General features: G+C 54.3%; 19 protein-coding genes and 1 pseudogene. 14 read left to right on the forward strand and 6 right to left on the reverse strand.

Going from position 1 to position 17,072, the window contains the following annotated elements:
• The first annotated feature begins 418 nt into the window (after positions 1-418).
• Genes AC0L28_RS22655 through AC0L28_RS22665 form a run of 3 tightly spaced genes read left to right on the forward strand, consistent with a single transcriptional unit; the run spans position 419 to position 5,393 of the window.
• The gene (locus AC0L28_RS22655) at positions 419-3,883 is read left to right on the forward strand and encodes an AAA domain-containing protein (RefSeq protein ID WP_473480272.1); all 3,465 of its coding nucleotides are present in this window, start codon (positions 419-421) and stop codon (positions 3,881-3,883) included.
• Entirely contained in the window at positions 3,880-5,010 is a 1,131-nt protein-coding gene (locus tag AC0L28_RS22660; RefSeq protein ID WP_473480274.1) for a hypothetical protein, read from the forward strand. Before AC0L28_RS22655 ends, AC0L28_RS22660 begins: the two co-directional genes overlap by 4 nt.
• A gap of 14 nt (positions 5,011-5,024) precedes the next feature.
• Positions 5,025-5,393, forward strand: a complete 369-nt coding sequence (locus AC0L28_RS22665) for a phospholipase D-like domain-containing protein (protein WP_473480276.1) — start codon at positions 5,025-5,027, stop codon at positions 5,391-5,393.
• A 208-nt stretch (positions 5,394-5,601) separates the two neighbouring features.
• Here the strand turns inward: AC0L28_RS22665 and AC0L28_RS22670 are convergent.
• Positions 5,602-6,018: pseudogene (locus AC0L28_RS22670) on the reverse strand (Ros/MucR family transcriptional regulator).
• An 82-nt stretch (positions 6,019-6,100) separates the two neighbouring features.
• Here AC0L28_RS22670 and AC0L28_RS22675 point away from each other — a divergent pair.
• Positions 6,101-7,765, forward strand: a complete 1,665-nt coding sequence (locus AC0L28_RS22675) for a DUF262 domain-containing protein (protein WP_473480278.1) — start codon at positions 6,101-6,103, stop codon at positions 7,763-7,765.
• A gap of 13 nt (positions 7,766-7,778) precedes the next feature.
• On the opposite strand, the gene AC0L28_RS22680 is transcribed toward AC0L28_RS22675, so the two are convergent.
• A complete protein-coding gene (locus AC0L28_RS22680) occupies positions 7,779-8,192 on the reverse strand; it encodes a hypothetical protein (RefSeq protein WP_473480280.1) in 414 nt (137 codons plus the stop codon).
• Positions 8,193-8,383: 191 nt separating this feature from the next.
• Here AC0L28_RS22680 and AC0L28_RS22685 point away from each other — a divergent pair, with 191 nt between their 5' ends.
• The 7 genes from AC0L28_RS22685 to AC0L28_RS22715 all read left to right on the forward strand — a co-directional run bounded on the left by AC0L28_RS22685 (position 8,384) and on the right by AC0L28_RS22715 (position 11,817).
• Positions 8,384-8,767 carry a hypothetical protein gene (locus tag AC0L28_RS22685; protein WP_473480281.1) on the forward strand — a complete coding sequence of 128 codons (384 nt, stop codon included), beginning with the start codon at positions 8,384-8,386 and terminating at the stop codon, positions 8,765-8,767.
• 226 nt (positions 8,768-8,993) lie between these two features.
• Positions 8,994-9,701, forward strand: coding sequence for an SOS response-associated peptidase (locus AC0L28_RS22690; RefSeq protein ID WP_473480283.1), 708 nt, complete (start codon positions 8,994-8,996; stop codon positions 9,699-9,701).
• Positions 9,702-9,740: 39 nt separating this feature from the next.
• On the forward strand, positions 9,741-10,058 hold the full coding sequence (locus tag AC0L28_RS22695; RefSeq protein WP_473480285.1) for a hypothetical protein: 318 nt from the start codon (positions 9,741-9,743) through the stop codon (positions 10,056-10,058).
• Between the two features lie 710 nt (positions 10,059-10,768).
• Entirely contained in the window at positions 10,769-10,948 is a 180-nt protein-coding gene (locus tag AC0L28_RS22700; RefSeq protein ID WP_473480287.1) for a hypothetical protein, read from the forward strand.
• Positions 10,949-10,957: 9 nt separating this feature from the next.
• Entirely contained in the window at positions 10,958-11,167 is a 210-nt protein-coding gene (locus tag AC0L28_RS22705; protein ID WP_473480289.1) for a hypothetical protein, read from the forward strand.
• 36 nt (positions 11,168-11,203) lie between these two features.
• Positions 11,204-11,545 (forward strand): hypothetical protein, encoded by a 342-nt coding sequence (locus AC0L28_RS22710; protein WP_473480291.1) that lies wholly within the window; start codon positions 11,204-11,206, stop codon positions 11,543-11,545.
• A gap of 8 nt (positions 11,546-11,553) precedes the next feature.
• Entirely contained in the window at positions 11,554-11,817 is a 264-nt protein-coding gene (locus tag AC0L28_RS22715) for a hypothetical protein (RefSeq protein ID WP_473480353.1), read from the forward strand.
• A 20-nt stretch (positions 11,818-11,837) separates the two neighbouring features.
• On the opposite strand, the gene AC0L28_RS22720 is transcribed toward AC0L28_RS22715, so the two are convergent.
• Complete coding sequence (locus AC0L28_RS22720) at positions 11,838-12,080, reverse strand: DUF982 domain-containing protein (RefSeq protein WP_473480355.1); 243 nt, start codon at positions 12,078-12,080, stop codon at positions 11,838-11,840.
• Positions 12,081-12,241: 161 nt separating this feature from the next.
• Here AC0L28_RS22720 and ligD point away from each other — a divergent pair, with 161 nt between their 5' ends.
• On the forward strand, positions 12,242-14,020 hold the full coding sequence (gene ligD / locus AC0L28_RS22725) for a DNA ligase D (RefSeq protein WP_473480293.1): 1,779 nt from the start codon (positions 12,242-12,244) through the stop codon (positions 14,018-14,020).
• Between the two features lie 257 nt (positions 14,021-14,277).
• Entirely contained in the window at positions 14,278-14,895 is a 618-nt protein-coding gene (locus tag AC0L28_RS22730; RefSeq protein ID WP_473480295.1) for a hypothetical protein, read from the forward strand.
• Between the two features lie 335 nt (positions 14,896-15,230).
• Here the strand turns inward: AC0L28_RS22730 and AC0L28_RS22735 are convergent, their stop codons facing one another.
• Both AC0L28_RS22735 and AC0L28_RS22740 read right to left on the reverse strand, forming a co-directional pair.
• On the reverse strand, positions 15,231-15,845 hold the full coding sequence (locus AC0L28_RS22735; protein WP_473480297.1) for a hypothetical protein: 615 nt from the start codon (positions 15,843-15,845) through the stop codon (positions 15,231-15,233).
• Positions 15,846-15,937: 92 nt separating this feature from the next.
• Complete coding sequence (locus tag AC0L28_RS22740) at positions 15,938-16,294, reverse strand: hypothetical protein (protein WP_473480299.1); 357 nt, start codon at positions 16,292-16,294, stop codon at positions 15,938-15,940.
• A gap of 122 nt (positions 16,295-16,416) precedes the next feature.
• Here AC0L28_RS22740 and AC0L28_RS22745 point away from each other — a divergent pair, with 122 nt between their 5' ends.
• Positions 16,417-16,683, forward strand: coding sequence for a helix-turn-helix domain-containing protein (locus AC0L28_RS22745; protein ID WP_473480301.1), 267 nt, complete (start codon positions 16,417-16,419; stop codon positions 16,681-16,683).
• 47 nt (positions 16,684-16,730) lie between these two features.
• Here the strand turns inward: AC0L28_RS22745 and AC0L28_RS22750 are convergent, their stop codons facing one another.
• Positions 16,731-16,985, reverse strand: coding sequence for a DUF3768 domain-containing protein (locus tag AC0L28_RS22750; RefSeq protein WP_473480303.1), 255 nt, complete (start codon positions 16,983-16,985; stop codon positions 16,731-16,733).
• Between the last annotated feature and the right edge of the window lie 87 nt (positions 16,986-17,072).

Consider the following 17,072-nt stretch of genomic DNA (forward strand, 5'->3'; position numbering starts at 1 on the left):
GTCGGGATTATCGATAATGCGCTGATGGAAATCGGCCTCGTTCGCGAAATGTCGGGACATCAGATCTGCCCAGCAGCAGGACGAGACAGTCCCTGATGGTCGAACGGAGAGGATGGCCAAAGGATATCTTTAGTGCCCTCAGGGATGATCGTCACGATATCACCACGCCCTCACCCTGTCGGCGAGTCCACTCTACGAAACCGCGTCCAGAGATCCGAAAACGTTACGTTAGGGACCATTAAAATGCAAGAACGAGCGAAAGCGGTCCGGGCCATTCTGAGTGCCGGATCGTAGTGCACGATGTCATCGAGGATCAGCGCAGATGCGCCGCAGGGTGCCTGTCAGCCATTGCATTTCTCCAATAATCTGGGCGAATGGTGCATGATTTTTCTTAAGCCGACGGATGGGGGAATCTTCGTTGGAGATAATTGCAGATCGATATGTTCTGGTTGGTGAGCCGAGACTTGGAGGAATGTCGAAGCTGTATCGCGCGCTCGACACGAAGGAGAACGGTAAGCATGTGGCGGTCAAGATTTATGCCAGTCTTCCAATTGAGGACGAAATTCTGAATGAGTCATTTAGGAGAGAGCGCGTCGCACTTCGTGAATTAAAACATTCTCACATCGTTAATATATTTGATGAAGGATTTATACGTGAGCGAAAGTCATTCTTTTCTGTTTTAGAGTGGTTGGACACACCGTACTCTGATTACCTCAAGAAAGTTGGTCCGCTCAACTGGCCATCCTTCTACAAACTCGTTGGCAGACCGATACTTGACGCCCTTTCCTTTGCTCACAACAGATCCTATGTTCACAGGGACATAAAGCCAGATAATATAATGTTAACTGAAACTGACGTGCCAAAACTGGTAGATTTTGGTACTTCGAAATTGAAAAGATACATAGCATATGGAATAACTTTACGAGATTTCTCCTCTCAACCGTACTCTCCGCCGGAAGCCGACGACAGCACAAACTCCTATGCGCGAGATACTTATTCATACTGCGTCACCGCCGTTGCATCGGTTATAGACACCGCGCTTTCGGATCGAAGTGACGTACTCCGAGCGTTAAAGGGCGCAGTCTTGAAGGAGGCTGTGAGAGAAATCCTAGCGCGAGGCTTGGCCGAGGATCCGGACGAACGGTATCACAACGCAGACGAATTGATGGCTGATCTTGAAGCGGTGGAGAGGTCGCGCCTGTCTCTAACCCCGCAGCGCGCCGACTGCTACTTACAATTGACTGGTCGTACCATTAGTCAGGCAATGACAATCCTCTCGGTCTCGATGCAGCAAGCTGCCGAGCAAATGATTGCCGAGGATCTCAATTCTGCCTGTGGGATCCGTACGTACGAGACGGCGACAAAAGCGGGCAACGAAATCGAAGACCAGTACCAGCTATTTGGAGCCGAATTCAGCTACCATGTTAAGGTGGATTCCTCGACGCACGATCGCCTCGTGATTTTGAACATTAAGCAGCAATCGCCTTACCTATTAGAACGGCTACGCGATAGGGAATGCCCATCACCGGTTCGCTTCAGATTTGGCTTACCCCTTAATCGCGGCCTAGCCCGCAATGCTCTTTCTGACCTTGACTTGGCAGTATCTGCGTTTGCGGCTGAACGAGAAGCTGCAGATGAACTTCAAGGCGCGGAGCGTCTGTTCGACAATTGGAAGCATATGCTGGAGATAAAGTATGAATATGACCTCCAGCAACAGGATCCCATTCCATACAAAGGGTTAGATATCGATGGAAGCCGGATCTATTTCAAGTGCGACGCGTCACTATCGAAGGACCTGCAAGGCCAGCAACGAGTTGTCCGAACGTCTGATGGCGGGCTCCTTACCGGTGAGGTGGCTGATGTTGATGTAGCCAACGGGGAGCTGACACTAATATGTGTTAACGGCGAGCCCGCCGAAGGAAAAATTCCAAGGAATGGGAACCTTGTTGTTGACGCGAACACCAATAAATACTCACTCGATCGTCAACGCAATGCATTGGAGGCGGTCAGGTCCGGCTCAAAGGATAGCCTTCGATCCGACCTAGGCAACCTAGTAACGCATCCCGCCCAAATAGCCTCCCCATTGGAGGAGAGCATCCCGTTCTTTTTTCAGGAATTGGACGACGACAAAAAGATCGCGACATCGAGAGCACTAGGTACGAGTGACTTCTTGCTGATCGATGGCCCTCCCGGCACAGGTAAAACGCGGGTTATTTCTGAAATCGTACTTCAGGAACTTCGAAAAAACCCCGAAATACGGATTCTGCTAACCTCTCAGACCCATGTCGCCCTAGATAACGCGATCGAGCGAATTCAGGAGGTCCAAGCCACAGCAGGCTTAAAGCTCTCGATCACGCGACTTGGTCGCGAAAACGATAGACGTATTAGCGATGAAGGTCAGCGGCATCTCCTCCCGATAAGGATGGAGCGATGGAAGGAAGAGGTTCGGTCCAACAGCGATAAGTTTCTCGAAGATTGGGGTGCGAAGCGTGGCATTGATAAGAGAAATATTGAGATAGGCATGTTAATTGAGCAAGCGCTTCAATTGCGGCGAACGCTTGAAGACCTTGAGGAAGAGGAAACCTACCTCAAAGCGCAAATAGCCTCCACCGGTGACAAGCTGGCGCTCGTGCCGGAAGCGGGCTCCGACATTCCAGTAGACTTGGATAGCGGGGACGACGCTAAGCGAGTTCGACAAGACCTTACCATTGTACGCGACGAACGTCAGTCCTCACGCAGGCTCTTAGACGGCGTTAGAAGCGAGTTAGCATCGTTCGGCGAGTTTGAAAGCGCGTTGGCGGACGAGGGCGCCGAGAGCTTGATGGGCTTCCTATCACTGTACAAGAGCGAGGCCGACGACACAGCGCAATTTCGGGAACTTCTGAAACTGAGTGCCGAATGGAAGCTCCGGTTTGGAATAGGAGCAGATTTTCATGCGGCCCTTATGTCCTCCACTAATTTGGTCGCGGGCACTTGCATCGGGGTTGTTGGATTTCCCGGAGCTCGGGACGTAACCTATGATTTATGCATACTCGACGAGGCGTCAAAGGCGAGCGCTACCGAGGCGCTCGTCCCGCTCTCTCGGGCTAGAAGATGGATTCTCGTTGGCGACCTGAAGCAGCTCCCTCCCTTTCAGGACGAAGCCCTCAGAGACGACACTCTTCTGAATCGGTTTGAACTTACGCCAGAAGATGTAAAAATAACTCTCTTCTCGCATCTTATCGGTTCGGCCGCTGCTGGCGTAAAAGTTGAATTGACCAGTCAACGCCGAATGATAAGGCAAATTGGCGATTTAATTAGTAAATGCTTTTATGCCGGAAAGATTGAGTCTCGCTCAAGTTACACAGATGAGTCGATTTCGCAGCTGTATGGGCGCCCGGTTGTGTGGATTTCAACGAGTAAGCTTAAGCACCATCATGAGGAACGTGTTGGACCTAGCAGCCGAAACGCCGCGGAGGCAGACCAAGTACGCGAGGTGTTGAAGAAACTGAATGCTCACGCGGAAAGGTTTGACAAGAACTATACAGTTTGTGTCCTGACCCCGTTTTCGAGTCAGATTGGCCATCTAACTAGGAGAATAGTTCCTGAGCAATCGCGACTCTCTAACCTGAAGATAGAGATCAACACCGTAGATGCGTACCAAGGAAAAGAGGCCGATGTTGCGATCGTTTCCGTCGTCCGGTCAAATCCCACAAATTTTCTGGGATTTCTAAAAGAATCGGAGCGCTTGAACGTTGCCCTCTCTCGGGGCCGCGTGGCTTTGATTGTGGTTGGCGACAAAGATTTCTTGAAACACGCCAAGGAACCCAACCCGTTCAAACGGGTAGTCGAGCATATCGAATTGAACCCGGCAGACTGTATCGTTGTTGAGGCAACACCATGACGCTGGAGGCCATAGCCAAAAGATTCGCGTTCGAAAGACCCGGCTACAAGCTAGTTGATTTTGCAGAGGTTGGCCTTCCTGTTTATCGCTTGTCTCTGTTAGCATCTTTTCTGGAGGAGAAACCTCTCCCCGCGCTTCATGAGTTTGTTTTGCGGAGTCTGGACGCCGGATTCAATAGAGATGATGACGTCGCGACTTTCTTGGGTATAGAACGAAGTCATGTCGCGGACGTATTGGCGGATTTGGACGCGGTCGATCTTATCACTATAAAAATCTCCTCGACGAGATCACGAGAGGTAGCGCTCACGACGAAGGGCTTAGAGTGTATAAAGAAGTCACTTACGATCATTCCAACGGTTTCAGAGATCGTCATTCATTTCGACGGTCTCACTCGGAGACTGTTGCCTCCGACGTCCGATGCATTGTGGCAGTACCGGCAGCTGACAGCGGCAGGAATCTTGGAGATCGCTGCGAAGCCTCCTAGGCGACCCTCACTTGCCGAAATCTCAATACAGGACGCGAGGAAAATATCGTCTCAGTTGAGCGAGCAGCGTGGCAGATCGAAGCGGCAGTTGCTCTCCGTTAAGTCAATTGAAGGATCAAATCGGCTTTTTCAGATTTCTCAGATACTTCTATATCGTTCAGTGTCTGATAACGACTCCGACTTCGCTGTGATAGTCGATGGCCTACCGTCTGAACCACACAAGGATGCGCTCGTAAGGCAAGGTGGCCTCCGCAAGCTTGGGATCGGTGACGCAATAGCCCTCTTGCCTCCTGAATTAGGAATTGTAACGCGGCTTAGCGGTGCTCAAAAACTACTGCTGGAGAACGCGACTGCCGAGGCAACTGAGATTTATGAGGCTGCGCAACTAGGCGCACTTGACACCCCTCCTGCGGACGAGCCCGATTTCCGCGACGCGGATCCCCCTTCACCAATTCAATCAGAGGATGCCATTTCGGAGGCGTTCGAGAAACTAAAGCGGTTGCAGATTAGGCATATCGAGGTCTTCGAGCATCCGCCATTCCTTGATATTGCTCTTAAAGAGAGCAAATCGAGGCTCCTGATCATTTCCCCGTGGATACGTGGTCAGACCGAGAGCGGCTTCGAACACTTCGCAACCTGCTAGAATCGTCGTGCAAAGTGTATATCGGCTGGGGCATCGGAAAAGGCGACCGCGCCAAAGACAACGATGCGAAAGTGGTTTCCGAGCTCAGCGAAATGGATAAAGCTTATGCCAATTTCTACTTCGTAGATCTTGGGAATACACACGAAAAGATCCTAATAAAGGATTCTGATTTCGTAATTACGACTAGTTTCAACTGGTTGTCTTTCAAGGGGGACCCTAACCGAACTATGCGATACGAGAGGGGCGTATACATAGGGATGAGCGAATTTGTTGATGAGGAGTTTGGCAAGCTTGTAGGCAGATTTACCGAGTCTAAAAATTCCAGTCCGAGCGAAGAGCAATTGGAAGCCCTGAAGCGGCGGTTTCAACAGGGTCCAAAATAGCCTCCCGAGTAGGACAGTTAGGGAGGCCCGTCGCAACACTCTTGATCGATCCTTCGAAGGGGAAGGTCGAGCCTACCCCGCTGTCGTCCGGTCGAAAGTCGAAGAGGAGCTGAGGAGCCTGTCGACGGCTGTGCCCCTGTGCCCTTTGTTCATTTACCCATTAGTATCGAGGTCTCACTACGTTTTGGGCTCTTTGGTTGGGGAAGAGTTAAGTCTTCGCCTTGCGCTTTGCCGGGGCCTTCTTGGCCGCGGGCTTCGTAACCATCTTGCGGCCGAGGCCTGCGGACTGCAAGAGCAGATCGCTGCGCCGCGTAATTCGGCGCGACCATCGGGTAGTCCCGCGCCAAGCCCCATTTTGACCGGTACTCCTCGGGAGTCAGACCATAGTGGACATTGAGGTGTCGCTTAAGAGATTTGAATTTTTTCCGTCTTCCAAGCAGACGATGTAGTCGGGGAACACAGACTTCTTTGGATTAACTGCGGGAATGAGCTCAGGCTCAGCTGGTTTTGGAGTCTGGCCGATCCCTAAAAGTGCATAATTAACACTGGCGATCAGGTCCGGGAGCCCGACAATAGGCACAGCGTTCTTTTGGACATAAGCCCGACGATATTTTCTCGGGATCACGAAGCAAAAGCAGTGGCGGAACGCTCAGCGCTCGGTGTACGACGTCTTGGGCTCAGAAATAATGATTCAGGGGTGGGGAAATATGGAAGCCAGACCATGCCAAATATCAGAATTCTTCAATGGAACTAAGCAGTTGCTGGTTCCGCTTTTCCAACGGCCATATGAATGGGGCTCGCGGGAATGGCAGTCTCTATGGGACGACCTCTTAGAGCAATACGAGCGATCCGAAGAAGATACTTTAGCATCGCATTTCACTGGAGCGGTGGTGACGGCTCCTGCTAAGTCCGTGCCGGTCGGCGTGTCTAAGTATCTAGTGATTGATGGTCAGCAGCGTCTAACTACGGTAGCGATACTTATCACTTCCATTCGATCGTTTTTCGATCGACACACGCCGAAATACCGAAAGTTAACCCGGCTTCTCGTTAATGAAGACGATGATGGATTGGACTACTTTAAGCTTTTACCAACGCAGCCCGATCGTTCCGCATTTCAGGGTCTTGTGCAACAAAGCCCAGTGCTAGGAACACGATTCACTCAGGCCTATGAGTTCTTTCGTCAGAAACTCTCGAGTACGGACTCGGACGGCGTTGCGATCGACCTCGAACGGCTATCCGATGCAGTCCAAACTCGTTTGACCGTAGTAGCGATACACCTCGGTGACGTTGACGACCCCTATCTCATATTTGAGAGTTTGAATGCTAAGGGAGCACCTCTAACCCAAGCTGATCTGATCCGTAATTACCTGCTTTTGCGCCTCCATTCGAATGATCAACAAACTGCGTACGAGACAGCATGGCTTCCGATGCAAAGCTTACTTTCCGGAGATCACCTTACGGAATTTATGAGACATTTTCTGATGTTGTCGGGTGACGAGGTTGCCAAGTCCGCCATCTATTCAGTTCTTAAGCGGCGTTTGCTGAATGTTGAGGACAGCTCTGTCTTTGCCGAACTGCAACGAATGGAACGCAGTTCAGTGCTGTACGCTCAGATCGTGGGATTGACGCAGTGTCCCGATGAAGACATTGCAAAGGGGCTTGAGAGGTTGCGCAGGTGGGATATCTCGACTGCCAATACTCTGATTTTGAAAATGCTGGAGAGATACCGCGAAGGCGCGACAGACGCCAAGGACATTTCTGATTGTTTGCAGATTATAGAGTCATTCGCCGTTAGGAGGCAGGTCTGTGCTGTGCCGACTAACCAGTTGAAGAGGATTTTTATCAGCTCAGCCAAAGACGTTCCAGAGTCTGGAATTGCGGATTGGCTGGGCAACATGCTTGCGAGCGGGTCTAGCGGTCGCAGATGGCCAAAGGACGACGAATTTATGCAGGGGCTTCTGAGGTATCGCGCCTATGCTCAGCCGCTCGATCGCTGCAAATTTTTACTTGAGGCAATCGAACACGCCGCAGGGCACAAAGAGCCAGCAGCGTTCCATTCGGCGACGATCGAACACATTATGCCTCAAACCCTCACAGCTGAATGGAACGAGATGCTCGGCCCTTCCTACGCAACGATACACGAGCGTTGGTTGGATTTGCTGCCAAACCTAACGCTGACTGCGTACAATAGCGAGCTCTCCAACTCACCATTTTCGGTAAAGCGAACTCTCTTGGCCGATAGCCATTTCGAGCTAAATAAGTGGGTCTCTGCGCGTCAGAATTGGACTGAAAACGACCTTGAACAACGAGCCGGGGCACTATTCGAGGTTGCGAAGGACATCTGGCGCGGCCCGATACAACAAGCACAGTGAGCCCTTGGATATTTCATTGGTTGAAGGTAGCGCGGGAAACTGGTTCGACTGTCAGGGTCAGGTCGTTGTCCATCTGATGGAGTGAGGCAGTAAACCGCTCCGAGGTGGCCTGCCTGATGCCGACGTACTCTGTGTACTTGAACTGATACGCACCATCGCCGCGCATCTCCCAGTGACCAGACATGCCGTCTTCAAGCTGGTAGGCCTCGACGATCTGTCGAGCGAAATCGTCAATCGACATCCCATCGCCGATATCGAAGTAGCACTGGTATAACCGCAGGCGAGCGGCAACGCCGTCGCACACGACGATTCGGCCACAAGCCTGTTGGCCTTTGACGATGAACAGCGACGGCTTAGGCTGCCCGTTCATACTCTCGAAGAGGGTGGTTAGTGCTTGCGTTTCCGAGCCCGCTGGCTTGGACGTCAAAGCAAACGATCGATCCAACGCTCGCGTATTCGAAGTCAGTCAGATCGTATCGGCTCATGCGGAGCATGAATCAGATTCCGCCGCATGAAAGCCTCAGTCGGAAGCGACCCATTGCGGACGCTTTCCGACTTGTAATACCTTCCCTTCGCAATCATCCTAATCAAAAGGCAACTTGCACCGGTGGAGTTCGGATGACGCGAGGTTTGATTCTTCTTGCATGGTTTGTCGTCGGAGCGTGGACTAGTTCGGCATTAGCTCAAGATGCCACCGAGAAAACCTTTCCCCACGACATCACGCTTAGCGATGTAGCTCCATTGAAGCTTGCAATCCGGAAGCACCTTGCCATCTCGACGGAACCAATAGTGTGGATCGCGATGGCTCGCATAGGAGAAGGTGGGGTTGTCTACCTTTGTGGGCTTACGGATGGTGGCAGCGTGTCGACGTCCATTCTCTTCTTCGCGCATGAGACAGATGGGGCTGTCGAAGTCGAAGAAATTGATAGTGACTCCCAAATCGATGGAAGGGCCAAAAAGCTTTGCGATACCCACGGCTTCCGCACCCCTATCCCCGGCTGAACCTCCGCAACCTTTAAGGACAGCTTCCCATCTCACCCATCTTGGTCATTCCGCATCTATGTCACGCATCGGCAGCGTTCACGAAGGTTAGACGACCGGATCGATGGTAGTTGCAGTTGACGAACCTGATCGGTTCGCTCTTCTGCGGGCTTTAGGCATGAAATCCGCACCTTGTCCGGTGGCGCAAGCGTCTCAACTGGTGGCTAGGGAAATAGTCAGGCTCCGCATGTGTAACCTCTATAACATCACAACATCGCAAGAGGCCATCCGCCAATGGACCCGCGCCTTGCGTGACATCTTGGGCAATCTTGAGCCGTCCATTGACATCTATCCCAATCAGTTTGGTCCGGTGGTGCGTAATGCACCGGACGGCGCGCGCGAGCTTGCTAATCTGCGCTGGGGAATGCCGACGCCGCTGGAGCGGGTTAAGGGCAATGCGGATTCCGGCACAACCAATGTCCGCAATCCGCAGTATGGCCACTGGCGGCAATATGTCGGGATCGAGCATCGCTGTGTGGTTCCGGTGACCAGCTTCGCCGAGCCCAGCCCCACCCCAAATGATAAGGACCCCGAGACCGGCGGTATTCAGCGGAATTTCTGGTTTGCCCTGAACGAGGACCGCCCGCTCTTCTTTTTTGCCGGTCTGTGGACGCACTGGCGCGGGGTGCGCAAGGTCAAGGAAGGTCCCGGCGATCATGAAGTCTATGGCTTCATGACCACCAAGCCCAACGTCCTCATTGCGCCGATCCACGAGAAGGCCATGCCGGTGATCCTGACGACGGAAGAGGAAACGGAAACGTGGCTCAATGCGCCGTGGTCGGAGGCGAAGCGGCTACAGCGCACCGCTCCGGACGATGCGCTCGTCATCGTTGAGAAACCCGCGACACAGATCAAAGTGCCAGCGCCGGGATCGTCACAAGGGTCCCTGTTCTAGAGACGGCTTCGAACATGTGAGAGTGAGCAGATGCGGACCTTGTTGCTTGTGACGGCTTTGCTGATCTCACAAATCGCCAGCGCGGCGGAGGGGGTACCTTTCCCTGATTTGGATACCGAGGGCTACTGCACTGCTTTGGTTTCAAAGATGCTCGTCAAGACGGAACAGCAGGTCGAAAAAGAAAAATGCCTCGTGGGAGAGAAACAGCTAAGGGCCGCGCTGCTGCCCTTTTGGTATCTTGTTGACGGTGCCGAAGCGGGGAAATTGAAGAATGATTATATCAAAGAAGTTCGCTTCCAGACGCACATAACTGTCAGTCACTTCGTCGCCACGGCGCTGGGAAAAGGCCTGCCTTGAGGGCCGCGTGTTTTGCGCTCCCGATCAGACTACCGTAGAGCTGGCAGCTTTCAAAAGCGCGAGTTACTGCCCTTCAAAAGATTGTGTTAAAGAAGAGACGGCAAGGAGATTGCGGCTTGAGAAGTACTGGGTGAGCTTGCCAGAGCGTAAGACGGCTTGGTGCCTTGGCCACGTGTTCAATCAGAAATTTCCTCCCCTCCAAATTCTGTCCAACTGCGTTGCCGAGGACATTGGGAGTCAATGCCTCACAGGAGCGAGGCACTGTCGGCCGGGGTAGAGTGCCCATGCCCCGGTTTCTGTTAATCGTCTCGCCAGATCACGCGGCGCACCATACGGATTTCGACTAGTCGCCTGACGCGTATCTTCATGCCCTCCGAAGCGCTTGGAAGCAGGATATCCACCTCGAGGTCGCGACGTTTGCATCGTTCACAGCGCATGTGTCGGTCCACGTCCCAGAACGGAATGTCCCCAGCCAGCTTAGCAAGGTCCCCGGGCAGATAGTGGCGGGTGATGTTGCAGTTGATGCACCGGACACGGATGAGTTGGCCGATCTCATGCGCACGGTGTAGGGTCTGCACAACGCGGCGGGTTCTTCGGCTCGGCTCCGGCATAGTCGAAAATAGGAATGCGTTCCTCGCCAAGTCAATTCGTCCTTGACATTTTTGTTCCCTTTTTGTTCACTGCCGCATGGAACGTTGGGAGTCATCAACATGGACCACATTGTAACGCTGGACAGCCGCCAGGAAGCCGCCCTTCAGGAAATCGCGGACAGGTACATTGCACAGCACAAGGGCGATGCGGTGAAGGCGCTCAAGGAAATGATCGTCCTCAATGGCCACCTTCAGGAGCGACTCGACGCCTTGCCGGTTCCGCGCCGGGCGACACAGTAGGAGGCACCAATGGGCATTATGGATCTGGACCCAGAAGCGAAGGCGGAACTGCACTCCGAAGCCGAGAGACTCATCGCTCGCTACGAAAGCCCGCTTGAGACAGTGAAGGCGCTCATGGCTTACAACTGTGAGCTTGAGACCCAGATCGTCGCTCTCGCGCACCGCCATCCGGGGCTGGTGCACGTCAGCTACGACGACACGCCGCCAGTCCTAAAATGATAGCCGTGGGCGCTCACGCGAGGACGATGTTGCCCGATGCATGACCTCATCGCTTTCCTAGAAGCCAACTCGGCGCTGGTGCTGGCGAACCCAGCCGTCTTTGCGACGTTTGCCGTTCTTTTCGGAGGCGGCGGCTTCTTAGTCGGGCGCTACTTGCTTACCGAGCGTATCGCCAATCTGGAAAGCCGAATAGCGAGACGTGACGAGGAGATCGCAGACCTAAAGGGCGAACAGAGAGCGCCAAAACACGACCTGCCGATGGTCCCTGTAGTCGGCGCCGTTGCGACTGGTCCACGGGAATCGACCGACTGCGTACGCCAAATCCTGCCAATGGGTAAGCTCGCCTCCTTGGCGGCTGAGCGTCGGTTCAACGAGTGACAATGAGCATGTCAGAGAACATTCTCCCGCAGCAAAAGACCCCTAAGCTGATCGTAGTCACTGCCTTTGACCGCGACGAGAGCGGCGACCTTCAGCCGGTCTTTGGGCCAGCCGAGCAGCAGACTGAAGACCGGGCGATAAGAACCGCCAAGGGTCTGGCGGGGAAACACGCTGGCGTCATTGCGTGGTCGCGCGATGCCAATCCCGCGTTAGGCGAATACGGCGAGCCGACGACATTGTTCGTCAGCGGCGATGTGCCTGATATGGAATGAGTTTCCTTCCCACCCAAGAGCTACGGCGGCAGTAGCTTTCCCTCCTCTTTGGCGGCCTCAAGGAACGCCCTGCGAACCACTTCGGGCTTCGCCCGATCGATCATCGCATCCATGCAGAGTTGCACCGCGTTGTGCCACTTAGGGCCGCGCTTGGTCCACTTCAGGAGCTGCTCGGCGGCACCCTCGACGTTGTTGCATTCGTATGTGGAGCCGGGTCGGCCGGTCTTGACGGGGACCGGGGGTGAAAACCAATGGAGCGACATATCTACATAAGTGACCTCTAAACTAATAGTTCCGTCAGCCACGCCCGGTTGGCGCCAAGGATCGGAGGGTGGCCCGGACCCCGCAACCCCCTTCTGGCCTGCCGTATTCCGGAACTTATTCCTTGGCACCTAGGTTTGGGTGGATGGTTCAGGAGTTTCTAATGAGTTTGAAGGTTAGCAAGGGTCGGCTCTCGTTCATTGAATTTCAGTCACCCACACTGGTCGAAAAGGCTCCCGGAGGCAGCCAATGGCTTCACGAAATCAAGTACGACGGCTATCGCACCGAGTTGATCATTGAGGGCGGTGCAGCAAGGGCCTTCACCCGCCGGGGCTACGACTGGTCGCATCGATACGGAGGAATAGTGGAGGCAGCCGCGAGCCTGTCGGTTAAGGCGGCAATCATTGATGGAGAGGCCGTCGTTCTCGGCGGCACTGGGCTGCCTGACTTCCAAGCCTTGGAACGGGAGTTGGGCAACCCAAACTCGCCAAGGATCATCTTCTATGCGTTTGACCTGCTCCACCTCAACGGGCGAGATCTCAGGCAGCAGCCACTACTGAAACGCAAGGCCGCGTTACAGAAGCTGCTGAGGGATTCAGCCCCGACACTAACGTACGCCGAGCATCTGGAGCTAAGCGGTATGGAGGTATTTGAACATGCCTGCCGGATGGGATTGGAGGGCATCGTGTCCAAGCGCACCGATGCCATGTACCGCTCAGGCGTTCAGACCAGTTGGCTCAAGGTCAAATGCATCAAGAGCGACACTTTCCCTATCGTGGCATTCGTTGAGAAACTCGGCGCTCGCCCGCGCCGCGTTGCGTCACTCTACGTAGGGCGCAGTGAGGGCGACCGGTTACTCTATGCCGGGAAGGCTCGCAGCGGCTATACCCTGAGGATTGCGCAACTGCTTCGAGAGCGGCTTGACCCGCTGATAATCAGCAAATCACCTCTCTCAGAGCCTATTGTGAAGCCAAAAGCGACGTGGGTCAGACCAGATGTATTGGCCGAGGTGCAGTTCAGTGGGGTCACGGACCGCGGCATCTTGCGGGAGGCAGTGTTCAAGGGCATCCGCGAGGACCTCGCAACGATACCGGCAAAGCCTCCCGCCCCTTCAAAGAGACGAAATGCTGCCCGAGAACATGGGATTCCTTGCGAGAACATTCTGCAACTGCTGCCGGACGCCGTCTCTCCTCCCAAAGACGAACTTGCGCGTTACTGGGAGAACGTCGCCAATCAAGCACTCGTCCATCTGGGCCACCGACCGCTCAAGCTTGTTCGCCATAGTCGTGGGGTGACTTTCTATCACAAGGGCAAGCTGCCGGAGATCCCTGCTGCCGTCCATCAGTTGAGGGTGCAGAAGCGGGAGGGTGGCGAAGGGGTCCGGGTGTGGGTTGACGATCTCGCTGGGTTGCTGGGGCTGGTTGAGATGGATGCTGTTGAGCTGCACCCCTGGAATGCCACCGTTGACGACATCGAACATGCCGACCGCATTGTTCTAGACCTCGATCCGGGCGAGAGTGTCGAATGGGAGGAGATCATCGCGACTGCGCTGGGGCTCCGCGACATCATGGAAGCAGAAGGCCTAAAGAGCTGGCCGAAGGTGACGGGCGGCAAGGGTATTCACCTGATGGCCCCGCTTAAGACGAAGATCACACATGATCATGCCCGGACCCTCGCTCGGTCGTTCGCCCAGCGGCTCGTTCAGACTCACCCGGATCGTTATCTCCTGTCCGCTGAACCTTCCGCCCGAAAGGGCCGTATCTTCATCGATTACCTTCGCAACGGACGAGGCAACACGGCGGTCGGAGCGTTCTCCCCACGAGCTCGGCCCGGCTTCCCAATTGCCCATCCTGTGACATGGAAACAGGTCGAGCGATGTATCCGCCCAGACGCCTTCGATATCGATCATCCGTTCAGGGTTGCTGCCCGAAGGGTGGCGTAGCTTAGGGGTCGTTCAAGGCTCACGCGAACGGTTCGCCCGTTGCTCGACACGCGTCCTACAGCAATAGGCCCGATTTTCCTCATCCAGCATCCCCGCAAGGGTGAAAGAGGTTGTAGCCAGCGGCGTACGCTTTCAACTTGCATATCGGAGACTACGCTAATCAGTCTATCACCCGCACGAGCCGACATTAACTTCTAGCCACCGAAACGCGAATAACAATGTAAAGTCTTGGTCGATGACTAGGAGACCGCATTTTTATGATTGACGATTTTGCTTTTCCGACAGCCGAATCCAGAATGATTACGTTCCAGATTGGCGCGATTTGCGTCAATTGGTCGCAAATCGACGCGAGCCTCGGCATGATTTTGGGAAAATACATTAAGGCCCCGTCGGAGCACATAAACGTGGCAACCAGCGTCCTCGATCTTTCTAGGAAATGCGAACTCATAAAGGCCCTTGCTTTCATCGCAGACGATCGAAGGTCGTATGGCAAGCTAGAAAAGGCTTTGAATTTTCTTGATAGTGAACTGAGACCGATTCGAAACCGCTATGTCCACGACTCCTATAGCTTCTTTACAGGGAAGAATACTAGAAAAGTATTTAGAACTAAGATAGTCAGCATTCAAAGCTTCAAGAAGGAGCTATTCACGAAAGCGGAGCATCCAGTGACTCAAGAGGAGCTGGTTACATTCAATGCTGACTTAGACGTCTTCAGCCAGTTTATTGTTGGTCACCTTATGGGGATGCTTCTAACGCGCGTGAGTGCCAAGGCAAATGCGCTGGAAGCGTTTGATACCGTCCTTAAGGAAAGCTTCGACAACTTGGTTGACGTCATCAAGCGGTACAGGTCGCAGTCCAAGCCTAAATTGGGGTGAAGGAATTTGGCGGACCAGCGACCGCGTTTGGGTCAGCCGAGACTCGGCCCGGCTTCCCATGCTCAAAGCCGCCACGACATGCATCCCCACATGAAGCGGCTCTTTGTCAGGTTTGGCCGTGATCGTATTGGAGGGGCGCCCGTCGCGACCTTTCTGGCCAAGGTTTGAACCTTGAAGCACACCGTAGGCATGTTGATAACGGATGCCGAGGGCGCGAGCGATCTCGGCCGTGGTCATGCCGGATTTAGCCAATTCGCGAATCTTTTCGGATTTGCTCATGCCGCCAAAGCTACCAGTGGCCGCTGATTTGGTCGATGATGCTGCGGACCTTGCCGTTAGTCGAAATTCGCCCTCGGAATTCGTTCGATCGTCAGTTTGAGACTGTTGCTCAGTCCGTTGAAGGACGCGGTGAAGCGCTCAGAAGTCGCCTGCTTAACGCCCACATACTCGATGTACTCGAACTGGTAGGCGCCGTCTCCTCGAGTCTGCGAGCTGCCCGCCATGCCATCTTCGATGCCGTAGGCATCGATCACTTGCTGTGCGAAATCTTGTATGGACATTCCACCCGCAATGTCGAAGTAGCATTGATAGAGGTCCAGACGATCCGCTTGTCTGTCCCGGAAAATGACTCCACCGCACTGCTGCTCACCCCTCACGATGTAGAGCGTACCGCTCGGGGCTCGAATTACATCAGGACCACCGTCGGTGCGCTTGCCGAAAGCCTTCGGTGCAGGAAGCTCGTTTTTGAGGACGAACGATCCGTCCAAAGATTGCGCTAACTGGACTTCGGTCATACCAAGCTGAATGCCGCGAAAGCTTGACGCGGACTCGTCGGCAAGTGCTTGGCCGACGCTCAGGGACAAACCCAGTACTGCTGTTATGAATAGCACGGCAGTCAAAAGTCGCTTGAAGGAGGTGCGGCGTCGCCAGAGCTCGTCGATTGCCTTCATGAGTGGCCTCATCACTCCAGTCTTCGGATTGCCTCCTACTGCCTCGATCGGCCCAAAGGGTTGCCTGCTCTCGTCGTAAGTCCGAGTAGTCGTCATTTTGCACCCGAACCGGAAATGTCAGTTTGGCGTCTGCGAGCGCTTCGCCATGCGAAGAATGCCATGGCTGCGAGGATGAGGTCGGCAAACGCCCAAATCTTCATATCGCCAAACGCACTCGCCGCCATCAAAGCGAGCAAGCTGCCTATGACGAAGATGATTGCCGAGACCAACGGCAGTCCGAAGGCAAACGCTCCCCCGACGAAGAAGAGTAGCCCGACGAACACACCGACCGATCCGGCACCCGCAAGCTCCTGGTTCGATGCCAAGCTGCCGCCGGTGGCTACTGCACAGGACTGCAGCAGCACGATCAAGCCAAGCAGAATGCCAATAATTCCAACTGCGATTTTCATTTCCGTGCCCCCGAAAGCCTGGATCCGGTCAATTGACCCGGACCATTCAGCAATACCCAAGCTAAATAGGGGACTGCCAGTCCGTCGATTGTCAAGCCGTTTATACTGCCTTCTTGCCCACGATGAACGTGCGCAAGATCATTGGCTGGAATCTCCGCAAGCTCCGCGTCGAGCAAGGGTTGTCGCAAGAGCGACTGGCACTGGCGGCAGAGATTGATCGTTCTTATGTCGGTCGAGTTGAGCGAGGCTCCGAGAACGTAACCATTGATACGTTGGAGACGTTCGCGAGCGTTCTTGCCGTCCCTGTCGCCGCACTTTTGATCGAACCTCCCAAGGGCGCACGGCAGCCCGCGCCGCTGTCGTCCGGTCGAAAGTCGAAGGCAGGTTAGAGCTCGAGCTTTAGGGTGTGCCCCTGTGCCCTGCGCCGCTAAGATCATCAGTATTCCTCCGCGAGCATGACGGTCATGATCCGGATCGTAACGGCAGGGTCCGTCGCGTCGGGCGACAGGTTCGTCAACGCACGGTCGTAGTAGTCAATCTTGAAGAAGAGCTGCCGGTCGTCGACGTGCAAGAGGGCGCAGTCATGCTCGCCCCATGGATCGTTGTTTCCATCGAAAGCGTCGAAGTTGGCGACGGCCATCAGAATGTCGGCAATGTCCTTTGCTGGCAGTGCTGCAATACCGGCGGTCAACACCACTCGCCCGCCAGTGCCGGTCTGGCGCAATTGGTCGTTGAGAGTTCGAATGCGCGTCTTTTGATCAGCCGCCGATGACCGATC

The sequence above is a fragment of the Mesorhizobium sp. WSM4847 genome, assembly GCF_055811335.1.